At 50.0% G+C, this 25994-nt stretch carries 23 protein-coding genes; 22 read left to right on the forward strand and 1 reads right to left on the reverse strand.

Features of this window, described 5'->3' with window-relative positions:
* Nucleotides 1–47 precede the first annotated feature (47 nt).
* The 5 genes from dapA (at nt 48) to ACETK5_RS07075 (ending at nt 6821) form a co-directional block, all read left to right on the forward strand.
* The gene (dapA, locus tag ACETK5_RS07055; protein ID WP_100538030.1) at nt 48–929 is read left to right on the forward strand and encodes a 4-hydroxy-tetrahydrodipicolinate synthase; all 882 of its coding nucleotides are present in this window, start codon (nt 48–50) and stop codon (nt 927–929) included.
* A gap of 224 nt (nt 930–1153) precedes the next feature.
* A complete protein-coding gene (locus ACETK5_RS07060; RefSeq protein ID WP_100538029.1) occupies nt 1154–2833 on the forward strand; it encodes a ribonuclease J in 1680 nt (559 codons plus the stop codon).
* Nucleotides 2834–3101: 268 nt separating this feature from the next.
* Nucleotides 3102–3878: a ClpP family protease gene (locus ACETK5_RS07065; RefSeq protein WP_394054801.1), complete on the forward strand. Its 777-nt coding sequence runs from the start codon at nt 3102–3104 to the stop codon at nt 3876–3878.
* On the forward strand, nt 3875–4117 hold the full coding sequence (locus ACETK5_RS07070) for a YlzJ-like family protein (protein WP_100538027.1): 243 nt from the start codon (nt 3875–3877) through the stop codon (nt 4115–4117). Before ACETK5_RS07065 ends, ACETK5_RS07070 begins: the two co-directional genes overlap by 4 nt.
* A gap of 40 nt (nt 4118–4157) precedes the next feature.
* On the forward strand, nt 4158–6821 hold the full coding sequence (locus tag ACETK5_RS07075) for an FtsK/SpoIIIE family DNA translocase (protein ID WP_207797475.1): 2664 nt from the start codon (nt 4158–4160) through the stop codon (nt 6819–6821).
* Between the two features lie 78 nt (nt 6822–6899).
* Here the strand turns inward: ACETK5_RS07075 and ACETK5_RS07080 are convergent, their stop codons facing one another.
* The gene (locus ACETK5_RS07080) at nt 6900–7760 is read right to left on the reverse strand and encodes a helix-turn-helix transcriptional regulator (protein ID WP_394054804.1); all 861 of its coding nucleotides are present in this window, start codon (nt 7758–7760) and stop codon (nt 6900–6902) included.
* A 194-nt stretch (nt 7761–7954) separates the two neighbouring features.
* On the opposite strand from ACETK5_RS07080, the gene uxaC reads away from it, so the two are divergent.
* The 17 genes from uxaC (at nt 7955) to ACETK5_RS07165 (ending at nt 25774) form a co-directional block, all read left to right on the forward strand.
* Nucleotides 7955–9379 (forward strand): glucuronate isomerase, encoded by a 1425-nt coding sequence (gene uxaC / locus ACETK5_RS07085; RefSeq protein ID WP_394054806.1) that lies wholly within the window; start codon nt 7955–7957, stop codon nt 9377–9379.
* A 3-nt stretch (nt 9380–9382) separates the two neighbouring features.
* Nucleotides 9383–10894 carry a tagaturonate reductase gene (locus ACETK5_RS07090; protein ID WP_394054808.1) on the forward strand — a complete coding sequence of 504 codons (1512 nt, stop codon included), beginning with the start codon at nt 9383–9385 and terminating at the stop codon, nt 10892–10894.
* Complete coding sequence (locus ACETK5_RS07095; protein WP_326112992.1) at nt 10891–12408, forward strand: UxaA family hydrolase; 1518 nt, start codon at nt 10891–10893, stop codon at nt 12406–12408. Before ACETK5_RS07090 ends, ACETK5_RS07095 begins: the two co-directional genes overlap by 4 nt.
* A 45-nt stretch (nt 12409–12453) precedes the next feature.
* Nucleotides 12454–13566 (forward strand): glycoside hydrolase family 88/105 protein, encoded by a 1113-nt coding sequence (locus ACETK5_RS07100; RefSeq protein WP_394054810.1) that lies wholly within the window; start codon nt 12454–12456, stop codon nt 13564–13566.
* Nucleotides 13567–13758: 192 nt separating this feature from the next.
* Nucleotides 13759–14574, forward strand: a complete 816-nt coding sequence (gene sleB / locus ACETK5_RS07105) for a spore cortex-lytic enzyme (protein ID WP_394054812.1) — start codon at nt 13759–13761, stop codon at nt 14572–14574.
* Between the two features lie 125 nt (nt 14575–14699).
* Complete coding sequence (yfmF, locus tag ACETK5_RS07110) at nt 14700–15980, forward strand: EF-P 5-aminopentanol modification-associated protein YfmF (RefSeq protein WP_326112996.1); 1281 nt, start codon at nt 14700–14702, stop codon at nt 15978–15980.
* A gap of 3 nt (nt 15981–15983) precedes the next feature.
* Nucleotides 15984–17264: an EF-P 5-aminopentanol modification-associated protein YfmH gene (yfmH, locus tag ACETK5_RS07115; protein WP_394054815.1), complete on the forward strand. Its 1281-nt coding sequence runs from the start codon at nt 15984–15986 to the stop codon at nt 17262–17264.
* Nucleotides 17264–18034: an elongation factor P 5-aminopentanone reductase gene (gene ymfI / locus ACETK5_RS07120; protein WP_071220144.1), complete on the forward strand. Its 771-nt coding sequence runs from the start codon at nt 17264–17266 to the stop codon at nt 18032–18034. The genes yfmH and ymfI overlap by 1 nt, the downstream gene beginning before the upstream one ends.
* 108 nt (nt 18035–18142) lie before the next feature.
* Nucleotides 18143–18397, forward strand: coding sequence for a DUF3243 domain-containing protein (locus ACETK5_RS07125; protein ID WP_100538017.1), 255 nt, complete (start codon nt 18143–18145; stop codon nt 18395–18397).
* Between the two features lie 204 nt (nt 18398–18601).
* On the forward strand, nt 18602–19369 hold the full coding sequence (locus tag ACETK5_RS07130; protein WP_100538016.1) for a DUF3388 domain-containing protein: 768 nt from the start codon (nt 18602–18604) through the stop codon (nt 19367–19369).
* Nucleotides 19370–19416: 47 nt separating this feature from the next.
* Nucleotides 19417–20433, forward strand: coding sequence for a helix-turn-helix domain-containing protein (locus ACETK5_RS07135; RefSeq protein ID WP_394054818.1), 1017 nt, complete (start codon nt 19417–19419; stop codon nt 20431–20433).
* Between the two features lie 77 nt (nt 20434–20510).
* Nucleotides 20511–20684 carry a DUF4175 domain-containing protein gene (locus ACETK5_RS07140; protein WP_146746999.1) on the forward strand — a complete coding sequence of 58 codons (174 nt, stop codon included), beginning with the start codon at nt 20511–20513 and terminating at the stop codon, nt 20682–20684.
* A 149-nt stretch (nt 20685–20833) separates the two neighbouring features.
* Entirely contained in the window at nt 20834–21325 is a 492-nt protein-coding gene (locus ACETK5_RS07145; protein WP_100538014.1) for a YajQ family cyclic di-GMP-binding protein, read from the forward strand.
* Nucleotides 21326–21585: 260 nt separating this feature from the next.
* A complete protein-coding gene (gene pgsA / locus ACETK5_RS07150) occupies nt 21586–22173 on the forward strand; it encodes a CDP-diacylglycerol--glycerol-3-phosphate 3-phosphatidyltransferase (RefSeq protein WP_100538013.1) in 588 nt (195 codons plus the stop codon).
* Nucleotides 22174–22285: 112 nt separating this feature from the next.
* Complete coding sequence (locus ACETK5_RS07155) at nt 22286–23548, forward strand: competence/damage-inducible protein A (protein ID WP_394054820.1); 1263 nt, start codon at nt 22286–22288, stop codon at nt 23546–23548.
* 287 nt (nt 23549–23835) lie between these two features.
* A complete protein-coding gene (recA, locus tag ACETK5_RS07160) occupies nt 23836–24897 on the forward strand; it encodes a recombinase RecA (RefSeq protein WP_326113726.1) in 1062 nt (353 codons plus the stop codon).
* Between the two features lie 139 nt (nt 24898–25036).
* Nucleotides 25037–25774 (forward strand): regulatory protein RecX, encoded by a 738-nt coding sequence (locus tag ACETK5_RS07165; RefSeq protein ID WP_394054822.1) that lies wholly within the window; start codon nt 25037–25039, stop codon nt 25772–25774.
* The last annotated feature ends 220 nt before the right edge of the window (nt 25775–25994 follow it).

Consider the following 25994-nt stretch of genomic DNA (forward strand, 5'->3'; position numbering starts at 1 on the left):
TACGAAGGAAGCTTGCCCGTTTGGGACAGCTTTAAGGAGGAATCATTGTGGATTTCGGAAGATTGATTACGGCTATGGTAACCCCATTTGATCAGAATGGTGAGATCAATTGGGACGAGACTGCGAGATTGATCGAGCACCTGATTGTGGAACAAAAGTCGGACTCCCTGGTCATTGCAGGAACGACGGGCGAATCGCCAACGCTTAGCGAAAACGAGAAGCTTGAACTGTTTAAGTTCGCAGTGAAGCAGGCAGGTGGACGGAGCAAGATCATCGCAGGTACAGGCAGCAACGATACGGCACATTCTGCAGAATTGACGAAAAAAGCGGAAAGCTGCGGCGTCGACGGTATTCTGCTTGTCGCTCCATACTACAATAAGCCGAACCAGGAAGGGCTCTACCAGCACTTTAAGGCGGTCGCTGAGGCCACTTCCTTGCCTGTCATGCTGTACAATGTGCCTGGACGGACGGGCATCAGCCTAAGCACGGCCACAACCTTGCGTCTGGCTCAAATAACGAACATCGTTGCGACCAAGGAATGTGCTTCGATTGACCAGGTCACCGGCATTGCCGCAGGAGCTCCGGAAGGGTTCATCGTTTATTCCGGCGACGATTCCGCGGCACTTCCTGCTCTGGCCGTAGGTGCTTACGGAATCGTAAGCGTGGCCAGTCATATCGCTGGGGCCCGCATGAAGGATATGATCCAAGCCTATGTGGAAGGAAACGTGAAGGAAGCCGCCAAGCTGCATCAATCCTTGTTCCCGCTGTTTAAGGGCCTGTTTGAATGTCCTGACCCGCTTCCGAACCCGGCGGCAGTTAAATTCGCTTTGATTGAGCGGGGCTATCAGGTCGGCGGCGTTCGTCTGCCGCTTGTTTCTCCTAGTGAGAATGAGGCTGCATTTATCCGTAAGATGCTGTCTTCCTTGTAACCTGCGCACCTACCATATCCAAGCCATTGCCTTCAATGAAGGCAGTGGCTTTCTTCGTTTTAAACCCTTCTGTTTCTGGGTATCCTATGGCTCACGAAGGTGGTTGACTTGTGTTTTCACTTTTTCATCATGTATAATGAATTCAAGTGACTGGGTGCGGTATTTTTTTGAAATTTAATATAACAATGGTACGACGTCCAAAACTATAGGAGGGTTAGATACATTTGTCTAAGAAAATAAGCAACGATAAACTATCGATTTTTGCCTTGGGCGGCGTCGGTGAGATCGGGAAGAACATGTATGTCATTCAATATGCCAATGACATCGTTGTCGTGGATGCGGGATTGAAGTTCCCAGAAGAAGATATGCTTGGGATTGATATTGTTATTCCTGATATTAGCTATTTAACGGAGAATCGCGACAAAGTGAGAGGGATTTTGCTGACTCACGGTCACGAGGACCATATCGGCGGCCTCCCATACGTATTGAAACACTTGAATGTTCCTGTATACGGAACGAAATTGACGCTCGGATTGGTGGAAAACAAGCTCAGAGAAGCGAATTTGCTTGGTGAGACGAAACGGATTCTGATTCATGCGGATTCGGAAGTACAACTCGGAAACACACTGAAAGCGACCTTCTTCAAGACCAATCACAGTATTCCGGATTCCGTAGGGATCTGTATCGAAACACCGGAAGGCAATGTTGTGCATACAGGCGATTTTAAGTTCGACCATACTCCGGTAAATGACCAGTATGCGGATCTGCAGCGTATGGCTGAGATCGGAAGCAAGGGAGTATTGGCTCTTCTGTCAGATAGTACGAACGCAGAGAGACCAGGCTTCACGCCTTCCGAGAAAAACGTGGGTATCGTGCTGGAAGATATTTTCCGTAAGGCCGAGCAGCGGGTTGTTGTTGCAACGTTTGCATCCAATGTGCACCGGATTCAACAGGTTGTCAACGCAGCCGAATCCACTGGCCGCAAAATAACGGTTATCGGAAGAAGCATGGTCAACGTGGTGTCCATTGCCGCTGAGCTTGGATACTTGCACATTCCGGACGGCATGCTGATCGAACCTGAAGAGGTTAACAAAATGGCAGCTGACCGCGTTGTCGTATTGTGTACAGGCAGTCAGGGAGAGCCGATGTCAGCGCTCACACGCATGGCACGTTCTACTCACCGCAAGGTGGACATTCTGCCAGGGGATACGGTCATCATTGCAGCGACACCGGTTCCAGGCAATGAAAAATATGTGGGACGTACAATTGATGAGTTGTTCCGTCTTGGAGCAGACGTGATTTATAGCGGATCCAATTCGGGTGTCCACGTATCGGGTCACGGCAGCCAAGAAGAACTCAAGCTGATGCTGAATCTGATGAAACCGCAATTTTTCATCCCTGTCCATGGTGAATACCGGATGCAGCGCCGTCACGCTCTGCTTGCAGAGTCCGTTGGTGTTGATCCGGATAACATTTTTATTACCGATATCGGTGAAATCGTGGAAATTCAAGGCGGCTCGGCCCGCAAAGCCGGCAAAGTAACCGCTGGCAATGTTCTGATTGACGGACTTGGCGTTGGTGACGTAGGAAACATCGTACTCCGCGATCGCAAGCTTCTGTCCCAGGACGGAATTCTGGTCGTTGTTGTTACCTTGAGCAAGCAAAACGGTTCCATCGTATCCGGTCCTGATATTATTTCGCGTGGATTCGTATACGTACGGGAATCCGAAGGGCTTCTGGATGAAGCCAACCGTATCGTTTCCAGCACGCTTCAGAAGCTGATGAGTGAAAACGTGAATGAATGGGCGTCACTGAAAACCAGTGTAAAAGACGCATTGGGACGCTTCTTGTATGAACAAACACGTCGCAGACCGATGATCTTGCCGATCATTATGGAAGTCTGATACAAGATAACAAATAAATCAGGCACACAGTCGCCCCTTTTTCGCAGGTAATAATTGGACGGTTCCCGCGAAAGAGGGGCTTTTTATAGGTTGATCCCAAAACTTCTCCCGAGTCATTTCGGCAGGAGTTTTTTTGTGGCTGCTGCAATTACGATCTCTTGCTGAATGCACCCTATAAGCATAAAATAGTCCCGTCATTTGCCATACTAAGGGTTAGCTATGTGTTGGTTGCAGCAGCTAGACATTAAGATAAAGGCAGGGATGCGCAGTGGACAACGATCAATGGACTACCGGCAACAGAAAAGCAGGATGGACTGGTGAGACGGAAGCGCCTCCGGTTCTCCCCACCGAGGAAGGCAAGAAAGTGGCCGTAACGGAAACCATACAGCAGCTGGGACAGACGGGACTGCCGAGCGGCGGGGAATCCAACGTTTTTTGCATGACGATCATTGGACAAATCGAGGGACATCTCGTGCTTCCACCGCAAAACAAAACCACCAAATACGAGCATATGATTCCACAGCTTGTGGCAGCTGAACAAAATCCGCGGATCGAAGGGCTCTTGATCATCCTCAATACCGTTGGCGGTGACGTCGAAGCCGGACTTGCCATTGCCGAGATGATTGCATCGCTCAGCAAACCGACCGTAACGGTTGTCATTGGAGGGGGGCACAGTATCGGCGTCCCTATCGCTGTAGCAGCAGACCACTCGATCATCGCGGAGAGCGCGACGATGACCATTCACCCGATACGTATGAGCGGGTTAGTCATTGGCGTGCCGCAGACCTTTGAATACATGGAGAAAATGCAGGAACGCGTCGTGCGCTTTGTGACGAGCCATTCGAGGATCACGGAGGAACAGTTTAAGGATCTGATGTTCAAAACCGGTGAATTGAACAGGGATATCGGCACCGCGGTTTCGGGTACGGACGCCGTAAAATATGGCCTGATGAACGAAGTGGGGGGAATCGGGCAGGCATTAAGCCGGTTGAACAGCATGATTGCAGAACGTAAAACGATAAGCCCCGGGGGGATTACGCAATGATATGGTACAGCGTCATGCCATTGGATCCGATCGGGATGCTGCAAGGGGAGCAGGCAGCCGTTACGTCCAGGGAAGTTCGGGTGGAAGGAATACTGATGGAAGTTGAACCCATGGCAGAGGATCAGGCGAAAATTGTCCGTTTATTGGACTGCGGGCTTCAAGATTACTTGAATCCACGCTACGCTCCGGGGGCAATAATTCGCTATATTCCGACGGTAGAAAATGAGGCTAAAGGCTGAAAACAGAACATAGGTACGCCACCGAATATTATGCTATAATATGGATTCGGGGGTGACACTTTTGGCAAAGCGGAAAAGAAAGAAGAAGGCAGCCTTTGCAGCCGTATTGAAGTATGAAATTTATGGGATTGTATTGATGACACTTTCGGTCATCGCATTATCCGGAGAAGCACCGGTGGGGCGTTCCCTGTCCAAGATGTCTGGATATCTGCTGGGCAAGTATTATTTTATCATCCCCCTAATCGGCATCTATTACGGGTTAATGGTGATGATTCACCGGAAATGGCCCAAACGGTGGAACAGCAGACGCACCGGTGTCCTTCTCTTGGTATTATCGCTCACCTTAATGAGCAGTATTGCAGGTTTGGAGTCGAAGCTGGCCCCGATTGGACAATTGAATGCGTCAAATGCGATGAGCCAGATACATAGTGATTTGCAAGGCGAGCTCCTTCATGCCGGCGCAGATGATGGACATCATCCCGTCATGGGTAGAGACATCAGCGGCGGTTACGTTGGAGCGCTGCAGTTTGCCTTTCTGTTAATGCTGTTCGGCAGCATCGGGGCAAAGTTGATTATGATTGTCATGCTAGTGATCAGCTTCATGCTGATTACCAACCTGTCCTATGTTGATTTAATGCGGATGTTCCGCGTAAGGGTTGTAAAGGCCGGAGAACGGATTCAGAAAAAAGTAAACAGCCAGCAGACGAAATCCAAAGCGGCGGCGAAATCAAGCGCGAAGGAACAGCGCATGCAGCTGCCGGAGGATCTGGATGAGGATGATGATCTGGATGATATGGAGGGCATGAGGCTGCCGCGCCGCAAAGCGCCGCAATTCTTCCAGCTGTTCGGTTCCAAAGGCAACAAGCGGGACGAAGCAGTGGAAGAGGCCCGGGATGATGCGGATGAGGCATCTCCGGTATTTACGGTTGGTAACGGGCATGGTGCTAAGGAGAAAGAGGAGGTCGTCTTGTTCAACAGTCCGGTTCAACCGGAGGAGGAAGCGGAGATTATCTCTCCTGCAGCAGAATCTGTGCCTTCATCGCCGATTATTCGCGATTTCTTTGAGCAGGTGAAACAAGAAGGGCGTCTGGATGACGAGTACGACGATCACGAAGCGATGATACCTTCGGCACAAGAGGAACCTCTGGGGAACACGGCAGCGAGTCCGGAGCCCATGGGAGATCCTGAGACGTCGAATGGCGAGTCGAATGCAGCCATTATGGAAGATGGGGCGCAAGAGGGAACGGCACCGGCAGCGCCTCCCGCTCCGCCTCCCAAGCCGTATAAGCTGCCTCCATTCCGGCTGCTGTCCAAACCGAACAATGGCGGCAAGGGTGGAGACCAGAACGATTATATGCAGGTAGCCCGTAAGCTGGAGGCGACGCTGGAAAGTTTCGGCGTTCGAGCCAAGGTGCTGGAGGTTGTCCGGGGGCCGTCGGTCACCCGCTATGAAATTCAGCCGGACATCGGGGTTAAGGTTAGCCGGATTGTCAATTTGACCGATGATATTGCACTCGCGCTTGCGGCCAAGGATATTCGGATGGAAGCCCCGATTCCCGGCAAATCAGCCATCGGGATCGAAGTGCCGAACAACGAAGTTTCACTTGTTACGATGAGAGAGGTTATGGAGACGCCAACGTTCCAGGAATCGGAATCGAAGCTGTCGATTGCATTTGGCCGTGATATTTCAGGTCAGACGATTGTCGGTAATTTGGCACGCATGCCCCATCTTCTTGTTGCAGGTGCAACGGGTTCGGGTAAATCCGTATGTATCAACGGCATTATTACCAGCATTTTGTATAAAGCCAAGCCGGATGAGGTTAAGTTCCTGATGGTCGATCCGAAGATGGTTGAGCTTAACGTCTACAACGGGATTCCGCATTTGATGGCACCGGTGGTAACCGATCCGAAACGGGCATCCTTGGCACTTAAGAAAATCGTAGTAGAGATGGAGAAACGGTATGAGCTGTTCTCCAAATCCGGAACGCGAAATATTGAGGGCTACAACAATCTGATGAAGGATAATTTGCCTGCAGTATTGCCTTATATCGTCGTTATCGTGGACGAGCTGGCCGATTTGATGATGGTTGCAGCCAACGATGTTGAAGATGCGATTACGCGGCTGGCCCAAATGGCCCGTGCTGCCGGGATCCACTTGATCATCGCGACGCAGCGTCCGTCGGTTGATGTTATTACCGGGGTCATTAAAGCAAACATCCCGTCGCGTATCGCCTTTGGCGTGTCTTCGCAGGTCGATTCCCGAACGATTCTGGATATGGCGGGCGCTGAGAAGCTGCTTGGCCGCGGGGATATGCTGTTTATGCCGATGGGCTCCTCCAAGCCGATTCGAGTGCAGGGAGCCTTCATGAGTGATCATGAAGTCGAGAACATCGTGGATTTTGTCCGGGATCAAGGGCAAGCGGAGTATGATGAGTCGTTGGTGCCTGAAATTGAGGAATCTTCGAATTCAGATGAAGAAGAATTGGATGAGCTGTATGAGCAGGCGGTGACCATCGTATTGGAAGCTAAGCAAGCGTCCGTATCGCTGCTGCAGCGGAGAATGCGGGTAGGTTATACCCGTGCAGCGCGTCTCATTGATTCCATGGAGGCACGCGGGGTTATCGGACCCTATGAGGGAAGCAAACCGCGGGAAGTGCTGATGTCCATGGAGCAATATCAACAACAGCAGAATCGAATCAGTTAAGGGAGCCAATCCCCTAACTTCGTAAAAAGGAAGCGAGCAATCCCAAATTTTGGGTTGATCGCTTCCTTTTTTGTTGGTTCACGGGATGCTATTCATTTTGCGGTATTTGCTTGCTGTCATCTTCATCATTTTCTTAAAGGTTCGGTCAAAATGCGTAAGGCTTTCAAAACCGATCGATTCGGCGATGTCCACGATTTTTAGGTCCGTATCCATCAGAAGGCGCTGCGCCTCGCGAATGCGGGTCAGGTTCAGATAATTAATGATTGTAAAGCCCGTAATTTCTTTGAATATCCGCGACAGGTAGAACGGACTGATGTAGAAGGTTTCGGATAATTGCTGCAGCGTGATTTTGTCTGCATAATGGGCGTGAATAAACTTAACGACGTCCGTGATTTTCTGATGGAGCGGATTCAAGGAAGTGTGGGCAGGCAGCGAGGCGGAATGGGTTAACCGAGAGGTTTTGATTAATAACTCCGTAAGCAGCACCTGCAGCATGTACTCGTACGAAGCGGAGCCTTCTCTGATCTCATCGGCCATTTTATTCAAAATTTGCATGATGATCGCTTGCTCTGGAACGGTTAAACGCAGCAGCGGCCGATCCTGATTAAACATGCCCAGCAATCCGGATACCAGCAACGGGTGGCCTTTCCCGAGAAAAGAATCGCTAAAATTAATGACGATACGTTCATGCTCCGGATCGCCTTGACCCGACGTTTTATGAACGTCGAATTTATTGATGAGAATGAGGTCACCCGCCCGAATGGTGTACAATTTTTCTTTTATAAAATAATTGCGCTCGCCAGAAACCAAATAGTAGATTTCATAGGTTCCGTGGTAATGGTTATTTCGTTCAAAGGGCTTTGTGCGATGAATGCGATGGTAGTAAAATTCCCCTTCTTCTTCCCCGTAGGTTACGGTATGGGTATCGCTGGATATCATAATCGCCCCCGCTTCGTTTCAATGCCTTCATGGTGAGGTATAATTCAACTCTTTAGTTATATTGTAACAACTTCTACTACTAAAACAAAGCAAGATATGTTGAATAATCCCTCAAATTCGCAATAAACGTGAAGAAATCCAACTGATGATGCCGTAACATAGTAGATAAATCTACAGAAACGGGCGGTGTTAACATGAGACCTTTTATGGATGAACATTTTTTGCTTAACAACGAGACTGCACGTACCTTGTACCACGATTATGCAAAAGACATGCCCATCATCGACTACCACTGTCATCTGAGTCCGCAAATGATCGTTGACAATCACCGGTTTGAGAACTTGACCGAAGCGTGGATTAACGGCGATCACTATAAATGGCGGGCGATGCGAGCCGCTGGAGTGGAAGAGGCATACATTACGGGCGGACCGGGTGTGAGCGATTATGACCGCTTCTTGGCTTGGACGCGCACCGTTCCGATGACGATCGGCAATCCGTTATTCCATTGGTCTCATCTGGAGCTGCAAAGACTGTTCGGCATTAAGGATATCATTAATGAACAGAACGCTCCGCAGATATGGGAAGCGGCAAACAAGCGTCTGCAGGAACATGATTTGACAACCAGGGGATTGATCGTTTCAAGCCGCGTCAAAGTGGTCTGTACGACAGATGATCCAACGGATAGCTTGGAATATCATATCAAGCTGGCGGAGGAAGACGATGCCGAATTTCAGATGCTCCCATCATTCCGTCCGGATAAAGGGCTGGAGATTAACCGGGAGACATTCCTTCCTTGGGTGAAATTGTTGGCGGAGCGAAGCCGGATGGAGATTACGGAGTATTCGGCATTCCTGAAGGCACTTGAGCAGCGGGCTGAGTTTTTCCATTCCGTTGGTGGCCGGGTATCCGATCATGCGCTGGATTACGTACCCTATCAAGAGGTTACGGAGACACAAGCGGCTGACATATTCCTGAAAGCGCTTAAAGGGGAGCGGGTTTCCCGTCAGGAAGAGGAGCAATTCAAAACGTATACGCTGCTTTATCTGGGCCAAGTTTACGCGAAACTCGGCTGGGTCATGCAATTTCATATTAACGCCCAGCGCAACAATAACACCCGGATGTTCCGAGAACTAGGCCCGGATACCGGCTATGATTCGATTCATGATAGTCCAATCGCGGTACCACTCGTGAAGCTGTTGGATCGGCTTGATCAAGAGCGGGCACTTCCGAGAACGATTCTCTATTCGCTTAACCCAAGCGATAACGATATTCTTGCAGCACTTATCGGCAGTTTTCAAGGCGACGGCATTCCGGGCAAAATCCAGTTCGGATCCGCGTGGTGGTTCAACGATACCAAGGACGGCATGGTCGACCAGATGAGCAAACTCGGCAATATGGGGCTGTTAAGCCGATTTGTCGGCATGCTGACCGACTCCAGAAGTTTCTTATCCTATACCCGGCATGAGTATTTCCGGCGGATTCTATGCAATCTCCTCGGAGAGTGGGTTACACGGGGAGAGGCGCCGGATGATCTTCCATGGCTCGGGGGGATCGTACAGGATATTTGTTACAACAACGCTGAGCGTTATTTCCGATTTGGCCGGACGGAAGGGAGATAGAGCATGGATGCAAACACAGACCGCGGCCGAGCGTTGAAGCTGATAGGAAGGGATTCCTTACCATTACAACAGCAGCATCAGTTGGATATGTTGAACTACCCCGTTAAAGTGCTTCAAATAGGCGAGGGCAATTTTCTAAGAGGTTTCTTCGATTGGATGATCTATGAATGCAACCGGCAGGGGTTGTTCCAAGGGAGCGTTGCCGTCAGTCAGCCAAGACCCGGGGGACGGCGCAAGCTGGAGCAGCTGCGGGAGCAGGAAGGGATTTACGGCTTGCTGACACGAGGGCTGCAGGATGGCCGGAAGATTGAGGATGAGTTATGGATCACGGTGTTCTCCGAGATGATTGACCCCTATGCCGAATGGGAGCATTTCTTGAGCGTCGCCGAGCTGGATTCCCTGGAGATCGTAGTCTCCAATACCACGGAAGCTGGTCTCGATTATCAGCGCAGTGACTGGAATCCGTCGGAACCGCCGATGTCATTCCCCGCCAAGCTGACCATGCTTTTATATCGGCGTTATGAGCGTTATGAGGGCTCGCCGCATAAGGGGCTGTTGATCCTGCCCTGCGAGCTGCTGGAACGAAACGGGGATATCCTGCGATCGATTGTGCTGCGGCATGCTGAGGATTGGGAGCTTTCGTTAGCTTTTCGGAGCTGGGTCGAGGAGAGCAACCTGTTTCTGAACTCGCTTGTGGACCGGATCGTAACCGGTTATCCGGAAGAAGCCGAGCGCTATTTTGACAAATGGGGTTATGAAGACCGATTGTTGAACACGGCGGAGCCCTATTATTTCTGGGCTATTGAGGGCGACCCGTCATTGGAGTCCAGGCTGCCACTACAGTCAGCGGGTCTCCAGGTAAGGTGGGTATCCGATCTGACCCCGTACCAGGTGAGAAAGGTAAGGATCTTGAATGGAACCCATACCCTAATGGCTTCCATCGGCTTGCTTCACGGTTTCACTGAAGTGAAAGAGATCGCAGAGAGCACGGAATGGGGAGAAGACATTCGCAGCGCAATGCTGCAAGAGATCGTCCCCGTGGTCCCTCTCCCGCCGGAAGAGGTCAAGGCATATGCCGACACCGTTTGGGAGCGATTCCGCAATCCCTTTCTTCGGCACAAGCTCCAGGATATTGGCATGAACAGCATCTCCAAGTTCAAGGTGAGGCTTTTGCCAAGCTTAAAGGAATATGTCAGTTCGCACAGTACGCTCCCAAGCCTCATGACACGGGGATTGGCCTCCTTGATCCGTCTGTATCATGCCAAATCGATAGAGGGGCAGTGGTACGGAATGCGTCTTGATGGTGAACAGATGCTGTTAAGAGATGATCCGGACAGCCTGATGACATTTTATCAAGCGTGGCAAAAGGTAGAAGACGGGGAATGGAGTATACGTCAGCTTGTGGCATCCATTCTTGGCAATCAGGCTTTATGGGGCGAGGATTTGAACCGGATATCCCATCTTCATGAAGTGGTAAGCCGTTATATCGAAGAAATGGAGCTGATCGAGACATGAGCGACATCGTTATACTTCACAACAAGGATGATGTCGGTGTTGCGCTTCGTCCTTTGTCGGCAGGAGAACATGCCATCGGGCTTCTGAACGGGAAGGAGCATGCGATCGAGTTAACCGAGAATGTGCCAAAAGGTCATAAGGTGGCTCTTCGCTTGATACAGCCGGGCAGCCATGTACTAAAATTCGGCTATTCGATCGGACTGGCGAAGGAAGTCATTTTGCCGGGGAGATGGATCCATACTCATAATTTGAAGACTGGACTTTCCGGTGAAGTGGAGTATCAGTATAAGCCTGGTGCAAAAACAGCACCTGAAGATTCGGCGACTGTTATGGGGGAATCTCCGACGTTCCAGGGGTATATCAGACCGAGCGGTGAGGTTGGGATCCGCAACGAAATTTGGATCATCAACACCGTCGGCTGCATTAACAAAACTTGCGAGCTGTTAGCGCGCATGGCCGGGCAGCAGTTTCAAGGGAGGGGCATTGACGGGGTTTATCACTTCCCTCATCCCTACGGCTGCTCGCAGCTTGGGGATGATCTAAACCATACCCAGCGTCTGCTCTCGTCCCTGGCCCAGCATGGCAATGCGGCAGGCGTGCTTATTATCGGGCTCGGCTGCGAGAATAATCAGATTGATCAAATGCAGGCCATGATTGGGGAGCAGGACGGGAAACGGATCAAATATATGCGTGCTCAGGACATGGAGGATGAATTGGAGGAGGGGTTGTCCCTCATCTCGGAGCTCGTGCAATATGCAGAGACTTTCAAAAGGTCGGCGGTTCCACTGTCCAAGCTGAAGATCGGACTGAAATGCGGCGGCTCGGACGGTCTGTCGGGCATTACAGCCAATCCGCTGGCAGGTCGCATTGCGGATACCATCACCGCTCACGGTGGCACCGCTTTACTGACGGAGGTGCCGGAGATGTTTGGAGCCGAAACGATCCTGATGGACCGGGCCGCCGACGAACAGGTGTTTAAGGATATTACGATGCTGATTAACAATTTCAAGCAATATTTCGTATCGCACGGACAGGAAATCTATGAAAATCCTTCGCCCGGGAATAAAGACGGCGGCATCACAACCCTGGAAGAGAAATCGCTGGGGTGCACGCAAAAAGGGGGAAATGCCACCGTATCCGCTGTTCTCCGTTACGGCGTGAGATCAACAAAGCCGGGGTTAAACCTGATCGAAGCGCCAGGCAATGATCTCGTATCGGTTACGGCCTTGGCTGCAGCGGGCGCCCACCTCGTGCTGTTCACGACAGGGAGGGGGACGCCGTTTGGTGGCCCGGTCCCAACCGTCAAAATCGCGACCAATTCCGAGCTGGCCGCTCGCAAAAAACATTGGATTGATTTTAATGCAGGTGCTTTGCTGGAAGGTAAAGGCATGGATGAGCTTCATGAGGAACTCATGAATCATATTGTCCAATTAGCCTCGGGCGTTGAACAGACGAGAAATGAACGCAACGGCTTCCGGGAAATATCCATTTTTAAGGATGGCGTCATTTTATAGCGTGAGTTGTTGGAACATGATTAGAAAAAAAGAGGAGGCGCACCTATGTCCAATCCCACTCAGCAGCAGGAACATCGGACCTTGTCACCCTTAGAACTCGGCACCAAGGCTTGCCAATCGATCATGGAAACGTATTCGCCCGAGCAGCTGCCGCCCGCAGGGCGGTGGCATTACCACCAGGGCGTATTTCTGGTGGGTATGTCTCAATTGTGGAAATTTAGCGGGGAGTCAAAGTTTTTGGATTACGTAAAGGGTTACGTCGATCATCTGGTGGATTCCAACGGGAATCTGCTGTTGGAGCGGGGGGAGCTGGATTCCGTGCAAGCGGGCCTGCTTCTGATGGAGCTGGATGCTGTATTTCCCGAATATCGGTACAGGGCAGCCGCGGATAAGCTGCTCCGTCTGTTATCTACGCTGAATCGGACCACGGAAGGAGGATACTGGCATAAGGATCGCTATCCTTACCAGATGTGGCTGGACGGCTTGTATATGGGCGGCGTGTTCACGATGAAATATGCACAGCAGTATAACGAGCCGCATTTATTTGATGAGGTGCTGTTCCAGGAGAGATTGATGCGTTCCCATACCAAGGATCAGGCAACCGGGTTATTTTATCATGCTTGGGACGAGAGCAGAACGATGCCTTGGGCTGATCCGGTTAGCGGACAATCCCCGGAATTTTGGGGACGCGCGTTAGGCTGGTATGCGCTGTCGATCGTGGAGTTCCTTGATTTACTGCCTGAGGATCATCCGGCGAGGGAAGAACTGGCTGTCGTGCTCCGTGAATTAAGTGAGGCGCTGGTGCGTTATCAGGATCCGCTTACCGGGCTGTGGCATCAGGTTATAGATAAAGGGGACCGTGAGGACAATTGGCTGGAAACTTCGTGCTCCAGTCTCTTCATATATACCTTGGCCAAAGGAATCCGTCTCGGTTATCTGGATTCTTCCTTGATCTCGCATGCAAGACACGGATTTAACGGCCTGGCTCAATCCGTATATATGAATGGACAAGGACATCTGGTTATGCCCAAGATCTGCATCGGGACAGGTGTCGGCGATTATAAGCACTATGTGGAAAGGCAGCAATGCGAGAATGATCTTCATGGGGTTGGCGCGTTGGTTATGGCGTGTGTAGAGCTTGGCAGAACATATGGATAAATCCTTGTATGATCAATGAAATCCAATTCCAAACATCAGGAGCTGTTCCTTTGAGGAACAGCTCTCTTTGTGCTGCGATGATGTGCTGTCTTCATCAGCTCCTCTCAGGAACAGGTGCATAGGAAACTGGCAGGCTTGTCATAATAACCGTAGCGAGGCTTGTTAAACCACAAGAGAAAGGTAGAGCGCAGCATGAAAAACTCAAGAATCTGGATTCTGATAAGCATTGCGATTCTGTTATCTGCCGTTGTCTTCGCTCAGGGAGGCCTTAAAGCAGATCATTCGAATCTTCAGGAAGCTTTGCCAACGTTTAGCCAGCAGACCATCAAATTCGGTTCTACTGGCGAAGATGTGTATGAGCTCCAAGGCCGTCTGAAACACCTGGGCTTTTATCATGGTAAAATCGACAGCGTATTTGGTTCCAAAACCCAAGGAGCCGTTAAATGGTTCCAATCGGAGTTTGGCATGAAGGTCGACGGTATCGTAGGTCCGAAGGTCAAGCTTAAACTGTATAATGCTACCAAGGACTTTCGTCCAACCGCTCCGAAGCTTCATGAAGGCGGCGGCGGTGCAGCGGCCGGAGCCGGTGGTGGCGGTTCAGCAAACAAAGAAGGCGGCAATAACAACCTAGCATCATCTGATTCAATGGGCCTTTCAGAGAACGATTTGAGAATCATGGCCAATGCCGTTTATGGCGAAGCGCGCGGAGAGCCGTTTGAAGGCCAGGTTGCCGTAGCGGCGGTTATTCTCAATCGGGTAAAATCACCAAGCTTCCCGAACACGCCGCATGGGGTTATATTTGAGCCGAGAGCCTTTACCGCAGTAGCCGACGGTCAAATATGGCTTGAACCGAACGAGCAGGCGAAGAAAGCGGTACAGCAGGCGCTGAGCGGCTGGGATCCGACAGGGGGTTGTCTGTACTATTTTAATCCGAAAACGGCCACCTCGCCATGGATATGGACCCGTCCTCAAGTCAAAACCATCGGTCAACATATCTTCTGTATGTAAGCCGTAAACAACAGCAACCGGGGCTTGTCTTCGGTTGCTTCTTCACTTTGCAATGGGTTAGAATGAAAGTTATCTATGAAGTAAATTTTGGCAACGACAATCCATGATGTAAGGGGATATGGACCTTGACGAAAACGGAATTTGAACACGGTACAGTCGGAGGAATACGGATTCACGTATTGCCGACCAACCGATTCAAGACATTTGCGATATCGCTTTACGCCGGAAGTCCGTTAGCAGAAGAAACCGTGACCTCGACCGCGCTCACACCTTTTGTGCTGCGCAGAGGGACCGTTTCCTACCCGGAAACGCGAGCTTTCCGAGAACAGCTGGAGCAGCTGTACGGCGCCGGATTTGGATTTGACGTGTATAAGCGCGGCGATTATCAGATCGTGCACTTTCGCATGGATACGATCAATGACTCTTTTGTTAAGAGTCCGGAGAGCCTGCTGCGCTCTTCATTTGCTTTTTTGGGCGAGGCTTTCACCCAGCCTGTGTTAGAGAATGGAGCATTTCGCAAATCTTATGTACAGACCGAACGTGACACAGTCCGCAAGAAGCTGGAGTCCATCGTCAATGATAAGATTCGTTACGCTGCGGAGCGCTGCATTGAGGTCATGTGCAAGAACGAACCGTATCGATTGCATCCGCTAGGAGAACGGAAGGATCTTGACGGTATCACGCCGGAAGGCTTGTATGAGTCCTATCAGAATTGGCTTAATGAATCCGTTCTGGATTTATATGTGGTAGGCGATACGAGTTTGGATGAGGTGAAGAAGCTCGTAGAGGAGCATTTTAAACTGAACAGAACAGGAAGTAAGGATTATGTTCCTTCCTCCACACGAACGGCGGCAAACGAGACGCAGACGGTCGTGGAGAAGCTGGACATTAATCAAGGCAAGCTCAACATGGGTCTGAGAAGCACGATTACTTACGGAGATGATGAGTATGCCGCCGCGCTCTTGTATAACGGGATATTGGGCGGTTACCCGCATTCAAAGCTGTTCGTTAATGTGAGGGAGAAGGAAAGCCTGGCGTATTACGCGTCGTCCCGATATGACGGCCATAAAGGGATTGCTACCATCCAGTCCGGCATCGAGGTTCAAAATTTTGAGAAGGCCGTCCAAATTATTCGCCAGCAGCTCGAAGACATGGCGAAGGGTACCATTACGGATATCGAAATGACCCAAACGAAAGCGATGATCCGCAACGTAATTAAGGAAATGCAGGATTCAGCCTTTGAGATGATCGCTTATGATTTTAATCGCACGTTATCGGGTCGGGAACGTACGCCGGATGAGCTGCTGCAGCAGGTGGAAGGCATTACAGTGGCTGATGTGAAGCAGGCCGCTGCGGCATTCTCGCTGGATACGATCTATTTCCTGAAAGGTCAAAAGGAGGAATAGCCGGTGGAGAGCATTCATTATGACAACCTGCAGGAAACGCTGTATTACGAAGTGATGGATAACGGTCTGCACGTGTATGTGCTGCCTAAACCCGGCTTCCAGAAAACCTATGCGACCTTCGCAACCAAATACGGCTCGGTGGATAACCATTTCAAGGTCGAAGGCGAGTCCGAAACTCGCGTTCCTGACGGCATTGCGCATTTTCTTGAGCACAAAATGTTTGAGGAGCCAGAAGGCGACATATTTGCCAAGTTTGCCTCCAACGGCGCCTCCGCGAATGCCTTTACAAGCTTTGACCAGACCGTGTATCTCTTTTCGGCTACGGAGAACATTCATGAAAATTTGGAGACGCTGATCAATTTCGTGCAGAACCCTTACTTTACCGATCAGAACGTAGAGAAGGAAAAGGGGATTATCGGGCAGGAAATCAATATGTATCAGGACAATCCGGATTGGCGAGTGTACTTCGGTCTTATCGAAGCGATGTACAAGGTGCATCCGGTGCATATCGATATTGCCGGTACGGTAGAATCCATCGGGACGATTACGAAGGAAGATCTGTATACGTGCTACAACGCATTTTATCACCCGAGCAACATGCTGCTATTCGTGGTGGGTGGCGTCGATCCCGAGGAAACGATGAACCTGATCCGTTCGAATCAAGCCGGGAAATCATATGAGAAGCAAGGTTCCATTGAGCGTTTATTCGATCCGGAGCCGCAGGGAGTCGAAGAGAAGCGAAGAGAGAGCCGCCTGGCCGTATCGCTGCCGAAATGCCTGTTCGGCTTCAAGGAGAAGTTGGTCGGCTTAACAGCCGAGGAGCAGCTGCGCCGCGAATTGACAACGAAGCTGATGATGGACCTCCTCTTCGGATCCAGCACGGAATTGTATCAGCAGTTATATGACGAAGATTTAATTTCCGACAGCTTCGGCCATGAGTATAATAGTTCACCCCAGTATGCATTCTCTGCGGTTGGCGGAGATACGAAGGATCCGGATCAACTTCTGGCACGCATCCGCACTGAGGTGGATAAGCTCAAGGGAACCGGGTTTCAGGCTTCCGACTTTGAACGTGCCCGCAAAAAGAAAATGGGCGGATACTTGCGCATGCTCAATTCCCCGGAAAACATTGCTCATGAATTCACACGCTACCAATTCCGCGGGGCGGATTTCTTCAAGGTTCTTCCGGTTTATGAATCCATTACCCTAGAGGATGTAAACCGCCGACTGCAGGAGCATGTCGATTGGGAGCAATTGGCCGTATCGATCGTTGTGAGTCCGTAATGAAGCAAGACATGGGAAGAGAATTGAAACCGATCGGGGAAATGACGGTACTGATCACGGGTGCGAGCAGAGGCATTGGAGCGGCAGTTGCCGAGCGCTTTGCCTCAGTACGCATGAATGTGGTTATTCACTATATGAATTCGCATGAAGCGGCCAATGAAGTTGCCCGCCGCTGTATGGCCTATGGGGCTAAGGTATTAACTGTATCCGCAGACCTTCGCGACAAAGAGCAAATATTGCGCATGAAAGAGAAGCTTCAGAGTCATGATATGGAGCCGGATATCCTGGTAAACAACGCCGGGGTATCCCATTACGGGCTTCTGTCCGACGTGACGGAAGAAGAGTGGGATACTTTGATGTCCATTAACCTGAGAGGGATGTTTCTATGTTCCCAGGCGTTTATGGGGCGTATGATCTCGCAGCGTTTTGGCAGGATTATCAATGTTTCCTCGATTTGGGGTTTATCGGGTGCCTCCTGCGAGGTATTGTATTCAACAAGCAAGGGCGGCGTTAACGCCTTTACGAAGGCCCTTGCGAAGGAGCTTGCTCCATCAGGCGTGACGGTGAACGCCGTTGCACCCGGTGCGGTGGATACGTCTATGCTGGGGCATCTGGAATCGGATGAGATTCGCATGCTGGAGGATGAAATTCCGGTCGGCAGATTGGCGCAGCCCGATGAGATTTCTTCATTGGTGTATTTTCTGGCGCTGCCCGAGTCAGGCTACATTACCGGGCAAGTGATCAGCCCGAATGGCGGCTGGGTAACCTGATCGTCATTCGTGGTGCAATTCACCACTCATAAGGTATTGGTTACGGGGACATATTACTATTGTTACTTTAAATCTGAATTGCCACCACGCAAAAGGAGGATTTAATTCATGTCATCCGTAATCAAAAACTTTGATTCCTGGAAGAAATTTCTGGGCGAGCGCGTCGTTCAAGCCGAGAAAGCGGGTATGAGTGAAGACACCATTTCTCAGCTGGCTTATGAGATCGGTGATTTCCTCGATGAGAAGATTGATCCGCAAAACTCATCCAACCGGGCACTGAAAGAATTGTGGGATGTAGGTAACGAGGAAGAACGCCACGTTATCGCGCGCCTGATGGTGAAACTGGCCAAGAACAACGCATAACCTTCTTGCAAAAAGCCCCCCGCCAACGGGGGCTTTTTGTCAAGAAAAAAGAATGTAATTTTCATGTCATCGTTAATACTTGCCTTTCATTTTTATTTTATATATCATTAACGTGACCCATTTTTAATTTGACCAGTTTTTGCGTGCAATTTTCGCTGGAATTTGTCGAATATTGATGGAAAAGAAGTGCAAAGAGGTGTCTTTGTGGAATCGAACCAATGGTACATGGAATACAAGATACATAAGAACCGGCCTGGTTTGCTCGGTGATATTGCATCCGTGTTAGGTATGCTCGAAGTGAACATACTGACAATTAACGGCGTGGAAGGCCAAACTCGCGGAATGCTGCTGGAAACGGATGATGAAGAAAAAATTATCCTGATGGGCAAAATGTTAAACAAAATGAAAAATATTACGGTAACAGCCTTGAGACCCCCGAAACTGGTGGATATTTTGGCTGTCCGACATGGACGATATATTGACCGGGACTCGGATGATCGTAAAACGTTTCGTTTTACGCGTGATGAGCTCGGTTTACTTGTTGATTTTTTGGGTGAATTGTTCAAAAGGGAAGGTAATCAGGTCATCGGTCTTCGCGGAATGCCGCGTGTCGGCAAAACCGAGTCCATTATCGCGGGCAGTGTCTGTGCGATGAAGCGCTGGACGTTTGTTTCCTCTACGCTGCTTCGCCAAACCATTCGCAGTCAACTCTCCGAGGACGAGATGAATTCGAACAACATTTTTATCATTGACGGGATTGTCAGCACAATCCGATCGAATGAGCGCCACTATCAGCTCCTGCAGGATATTATGGGGATGGAGAGCACGAAGGTGATCGAGCATCCGGATATTTTTGTTCGTGAATCCGAATATTCCTATGAGGATTTCGACATTATAATCGAATTGCGAAACAATCCGGAAGAGGAAATCGTTTATGATACGTTCACGGGCTCTTATAGTGACGATTTATAATATTTTTTTGACTTTGACCACGAAATTCTAAAGTAGGAGGTGATGGCATGTCCGAACTGGGACAGCAATTAAGGGAGGCGCGTCTACAAAAAGGGATGAGCCTTGATGATGTGCAGGAAATGACAAAAATACGCAAGCGATACTTGGAAGCCATCGAGGCAGGGGATTACAAAGTACTTCCCGGCAGTTTTTACGTGCGGGCATTCATCAAAACCTATGCGGAAGCGGTGGGGATTGACCCGGACGAACTGCTTGAAGGCCATAAACAGGATGTGCCTAAATCCGAACCGGAAGCGACCATGGAACCGGTTATTCAAAAACGTGCCACCAGACCTTCAGCCGAACGGAACATGAAATGGCTGCCTACACTGCTGATGTGGACATTCCCGATTCTGATCGTTGTTGTCATTTATTTGGTGGCAATCAATTCGAATGAACCTAAGGATGAACCTCCGGTTAGCAATAATGATCAGACGCAGACGGATCAAGCGCAGAAGCCGGAAGACACAGGCAATACGGATCCCGCCACGCCTGGCGACGGAGCGCAGGGCGGCGACAACTCCACGGATGATACCGGTAATGGGAACGAAGGCACAGACGGTGAAGGTACAGACGCAACGGACGGAACAGATGGCACGGACATCGATGAACCGGGAAATACAACGCCTGGAGAAACTACGGTGACGCAGGACCGGACGGAAGGCAAGAACACCGTATTTAAGGTAACAGGCTCGTCTGTGAAGGTTGAGATTGTGGCAACCAGCGATGGAAAGAGCTGGGTAGAAGTGTATCGTGGTTACAATACCTCCGGAGAGAAGCTGGCTTTCCAAATGCTTGAGAATGGTGCTTCGCTCAGCTTTGACCTGGATAGCCAGGGACTCTACGTGAAATCGGGGAATTCCGCTGCAACCACCATTACGGTTGGCGGCCAGCCCGTAACGGATGGAAAATCAACGTCGCGTATCTTGCTGGAGCCGGCAGATGGTTCCACAGGGACTATGGACACCAGCACTACGGACACTACAGGGACTTCAGACACGACAGGCACCACGGATGTAGAATAATTGTCTCTCCTCCGGGCCATCATAACAGCATGCAGCTGCATGCTGTTATTTCACTTCCTGGAAGAGGTGATGCTTTCGTGACGGTCAACTGGATTATATTCGGATTAGGCGTTATCGTCAGCCTCTTGGGCTATTACCTGATTCCAAGTGACTGGGGATATGGCATATTAGGCTTTGGACTGGCACATATTTTGCTCGGTATACTTAGCATGTTCCGCCGTCCGGTGCATGATGAGAAAGCTAGCAGTTGACGGAACAGGCTTCGTTTTCGCAGGATGCTTGCGATAAGCGGAGTCTTTTTCGTTCCACATTCATCTGCTGATCGGGTACAGGATTAGACTTGGCTCATGGTTTTACCTATAATAGAAGCATTATCGCCAAATGAAAGGAAGGATTCACCATGGCTTCAGAAAATTCATTTGATATCGTATCCAAAATGGATATGCAGGAACTTAGCAATGCAGTTAATCAGGCGGAGCGGGAGATCGAGAACCGTTTTGACTTCAAGGGCAGCAAGAGCAGCTTGAAGCTGGACAAGGACGCGCTGGTCATTGCATCCGATGACGAGTATAAACTCAACGCCGTTATTGATATTTTGCAAACGAAGATGGTGAAACGGGGCTTGTCGCTGAAAAATGTGGAGTACGGCAAGATCGAGCCGGCTTCCATGGGCACCGTCCGCCAGCGTTTGACCTTAAAGCAAGGGATCGATCAGGAAAATTCGAAAAAGATCAATATATTGATCCGTGATTCCAAGCTGAAGGTCAAGAGTCAGATTCAGGGTGACCAAATTCGGGTAACCGGAAAAAACAAGGATGATCTCCAACAAATCATGCAGCTGCTTCGCAAAGCGGATCTTTCGCTGGACCTGCAGTTCACCAATTTTAAATAAACGCCGCCGTCCGGCTCATATAGGATTGGATGGACAGGTTTGTTTCTTTTGACAGGGTGTCAACGGAAATATTATACTAAAAAACGATATATAAGGATTAACGTATACATAGATTACTGGGGGATGAATATGACAGACAGCGCTTCACGCTTCGAACCCTTTAGGCTCTTGGGAAGAGCGACCCTATTGAATTACAGTCGGATAACAGTCGCGGGGTCTGCGAAAATTTCAAGACAACCCGTTGCAAGGGAGGTTGCCCCATGAATTTACCCAATCGTATCACGTTGGCCCGCATTTGCTTGATCCCTGTCATGATGATTTTTCTGCTGGTGGATTTTGATTTTTATCCGGCTCCTATTGTGTGGAATGATTTTGTCCTTCCTTACAACCAATTGGTTGCGGCATTGATATTCATACTTGCTGCAAGCACGGACGGGATTGACGGGTATTTGGCCCGGAAAAACAATATGGTGACGAACCTGGGTAAACTTCTGGATCCGCTCGCGGACAAACTGCTGGTGGCAGCGATCCTCATATCGCTTGTGGAGATGGGGAAATGCGAATCCTGGATTGCTGTTGTCATCATTAGCAGAGAATTCGCGGTTACTGGATTGAGACAAATTGCGCTCCTGGAAGGTTCAGTCGTTGCAGCAGGTCAATCAGGAAAAATCAAGACGGTGATTCAGATCGTGGCGATTGTCGCGCTTCTGATCAATAATTTCCCGTTTGTATTCTTGGGAATTCCGTTTGATGTCATTGCAATCTGGGCTGCCGCGATGATTACGATCTATTCGGGAATCGAATACTTTGTCCAGAACAGGCACCTGCTCAAAGGTACCGGGGCATAACGGCAATAGGAGCTATCCTATTGCTTTTTTCTTCCGCAGGGTAAGAACATAGTGAAGGCGAGTACTGGTGAAGAGATAGAAGATATAGAAGATACAGGAGGATCGACGAATCATGAAAGCAGAAATCATTGCAGTTGGAACCGAACTTTTGCTTGGACAGATTGTGAATACCAATGCACAGTATTTGTCCAGACAGCTTGCTTCAATGGGAATCGATGTATACTATCAAACCGTTGTCGGGGATAACATGGAGCGGCTCAAGGAGGCCTTGCGGCTGTCCAGCGGCAGAGCCGATATCGTGCTTCTGTCCGGCGGCCTGGGCCCCACACAGGATGACCTGACGAAGGATGCGCTCGCATCCTTTCTGAATCGTTCATTGCATATTGATCGGATGGCGATGGACCGGATTGAACGTTTCTTCCATGAACGGGGATCCGTTATGACCGAGAACAATCGGCGCCAGGCCCTGGCCATTGAGGGAGGGACACCGCTTCCGAATGAAACAGGCCTCGCCGTCGGGAACGCGGTATCGTATGAAGGCACTCATTATATTGTGTTGCCGGGACCGCCGAAAGAGCTGATGCCGATGTTTGAGCAGGAGGCCAAGCCTTGGCTTCTGCAGCATGTGCTTACGGGAGAGCTTCCCATCTATTCGAAGATGCTCAAATTCGCAGGCATCGGGGAGTCCGCGCTTGATAAGCGCCTGGAGGACCTGATTACGGCCCAGACCGATCCGACGATCGCCTTGTATGCCAAGGAAGGGGAGGTCACCGTCCGAATCTCCACGAAGGCCGCCAGCGAGGCTGAGGCGATGGTCCGGCTGAATGAACTGGAAGCCCGGATACAGGAGAGAGGCCCTGAATTTATGTATGCTAATGAGGATGTGCCCATAGAGAAGGTCATCGTGGATATGATGGCGGATCATAACTGGACGCTGAGCGCTGCTGAGAGCTGCACGGGAGGCCTTGTAGCGGAGACGCTGACCTCCATCCCCGGCAGCGCATCGATGTTCCTTGGCGGGATCATCTGTTATACCAATCAGATCAAGGAGAAGCTTGTTCATATCCCGCATGCGCTGCTTGAGGGGGATGATGCGCCGGGAGCCGTCAGTGCGGAGGTTGCCGAAGCGCTTGCGGATCATGTCCGAATGGTGACCGACAGCGACTTTGGTTTATCGGTAACGGGTGTGGCAGGTCCAGGGTACGCTGAACGCAAGCCTATAGGTCTTGTTTACATCGGATTGTCTCAACGGGGAAAAGAAACGGAAGTGCACGAGCTGCACCTCCAGGGGAACCGTGAGACGATCCGGCTCCGTGCAACGAAGGCGCTGCTCTACCGGCTTTGGCAGCGTCTTGTTGCCTCCAAACAGGTTTAGTATTGCTGAATAGAGAAACCCGCTTTTCAAGAAAAGTAAATAATTTACACCTTGCTTGGTACCTCTTCTTGAATTAACGAACGGTTCCAAGTATAATGGGAAATACGGAAGAACCGTGGCATATCGAATGATGTTGCCACGGTTCTTGTTGTTTATACATAAGGCATGGAGCATATACGGGAAGGGGAGCTGAATAAAAAAAACGAATGTATGTTCGAAAAAAAGCTTGGCAAACGTGTCAAAACAAGGTATGATATGACTATCAACAGTGAAGGGTTGTGGAACAATTGTCAGATCGTCGTGCTGCGCTGGAAATGGCGCTTCGTCAGATAGAGAAACAGTTCGGAAAAGGTTCCATCATGAAACTGGGTGAATCCACCCACATGCAAGTAGAGATTGTGCCGAGCGGATCGTTGGCATTGGATATAGCTTTAGGAACCGGCGGCTTGCCTAGAGGCCGGATTATTGAAGTGTACGGACCGGAATCCTCCGGTAAAACAACAGTAGCCCTCCATGCTATTGCGGAAGTTCAGAAGGCTGGTGGACAGGCTGCATTTATCGATGCCGAGCATGCTCTGGATCCATCGTATGCAAACAAACTGGGCGTTAATATCGATGAATTGCTGCTCTCCCAACCGGACACGGGTGAGCAGGCGCTGGAAATTGCGGAAGCTCTGGTACGCAGTGGTGCTGTCGATGTCATCGTTATTGACTCGGTTGCCGCGCTTGTACCGAAAGCCGAGATTGAAGGCGACATGGGTGATTCCCACGTGGGTCTGCAAGCTCGTCTGATGTCCCAGGCTCTTCGTAAATTGTCGGGTGCTATTAATAAATCGAAAACGATTGCCATCTTTATCAACCAGCTTCGCGAGAAGGTCGGCGTTATGTTTGGTAACCCTGAGACGACGCCTGGCGGACGTGCTCTGAAGTTCTATTCCACGGTTCGTTTGGACGTGCGTCGAATTGAGAGCATTAAGATGGGGAACGATGTGGTGGGTAACCGCACACGGATTAAGGTTGTTAAGAACAAGGTAGCTCCACCTTTCAAACAGGCTGAGCTCGATATTATGTACGGCGAAGGCATCTCTAGAGAGGGAAGCCTGATCGATATCGGTACGGATCTGGATATCGTGGATAAGAGCGGTGCATGGTATTCTTATGCAGGTGACCGTCTTGGCCAAGGACGTGAGAATGCGAAGCAATTCTTGAAGGAGAATCCGGAGATTGCTAGTGTTATCGAGAACAAAATCCGTGAAGCCAGCAATCTGACCACGGCTGTTCCTGAGCCTTCCGAGAAGGATAAGGAACAAGAGGAATTAGAAGAGCAAGAGTTGTTTAAAGTTGAGTAGTAAAATTGCTGGTTAACGATGACAGTGTTGAGGACCGTCCGGTGTTTGTAACGCCAGACGGTCTTCTTTGCATTTAATTCTGACTTGAGATGCAGTCTTGGTTATATTCAGAGTGGTGCGGTAGTGAGAGGAGCGACATATGGAAAAAGAGAATAAAGAAATGTCGGAGCAGGCAGAATCATCAGGTATTGGGCATTTTCCGGATCACGAGGATTTGGTTGTAACATCAGTGGAAATGCTGAAAAAGCCCAAACACCGATACCAAATCGCGTTTGGTCCGTACCTCATGACCGTTCATGAAGATGTGATGCTGAAATACCGGATGTTCAAGGGAAATGTTTTTCGCAAGGAAGAGCTGGAAGAAATTATCGTGGCCGATGAGCGACAGCGGGCTTACGTAGAGGCGCTGAATCATCTGGCCAGGAAACCAAGAACAGCCAAGGAGATCACCCAGCGTCTGCAGCAAAAAGGTTTCGAGCCGAGCAGCGTGGAGACAACGCTGGAGCGCCTGGAGAAGGACAAGCTGATTGATGACGCGTTATACGCCAAGATGTGGACGGAGCAGCGCATGACGAGCCATAAGAAGGGGCGGCTGTGGGTCAAACAGGAGCTGAGGCAAAAGGGAATCGGCACGGAGCTGATCACCGAGGCATTGGGCGAGATCAGTGCAGATGCCGAATTGGAGAGCGCGCTCGCCGTAGGACGGAAAAAATGGCAGCAAACTCATGGGGAGATGCTGGATCGCAAACGTAAAACGGGAGCATATTTAATGCGTAGGGGCTTCGGCGGGGATCAGGTGCGTCAGGTACTCAAACGTCTGGCTGATGAGGATCAGGAAAAGGGCGAGTGGGACGACGAGCTGGAAGATTTCGAATAAAGGGCAATTTGGCTACTTTTTCGTGAAAGAAATGGTTTCATTGGATGAAACTGACGTTTACCCATTGCTTTCCCTTGACAATATCTTTTTATAAATACTAAAATAAATATGAATCTTTTTATCATAAATTAGAATCCTTTTTCCTTCCAAAAAAGTGACTACTTTGTGAAAGATTCTTAAATCGCCAATTCATAGTGAAATGTATTCCGCTGGTTAAGGC

The organism is Paenibacillus ilasis (assembly GCF_043195395.1).
Lineage (GTDB): Bacteria > Bacillota > Bacilli > Paenibacillales > Paenibacillaceae > Paenibacillus_AQ > Paenibacillus_AQ lautus.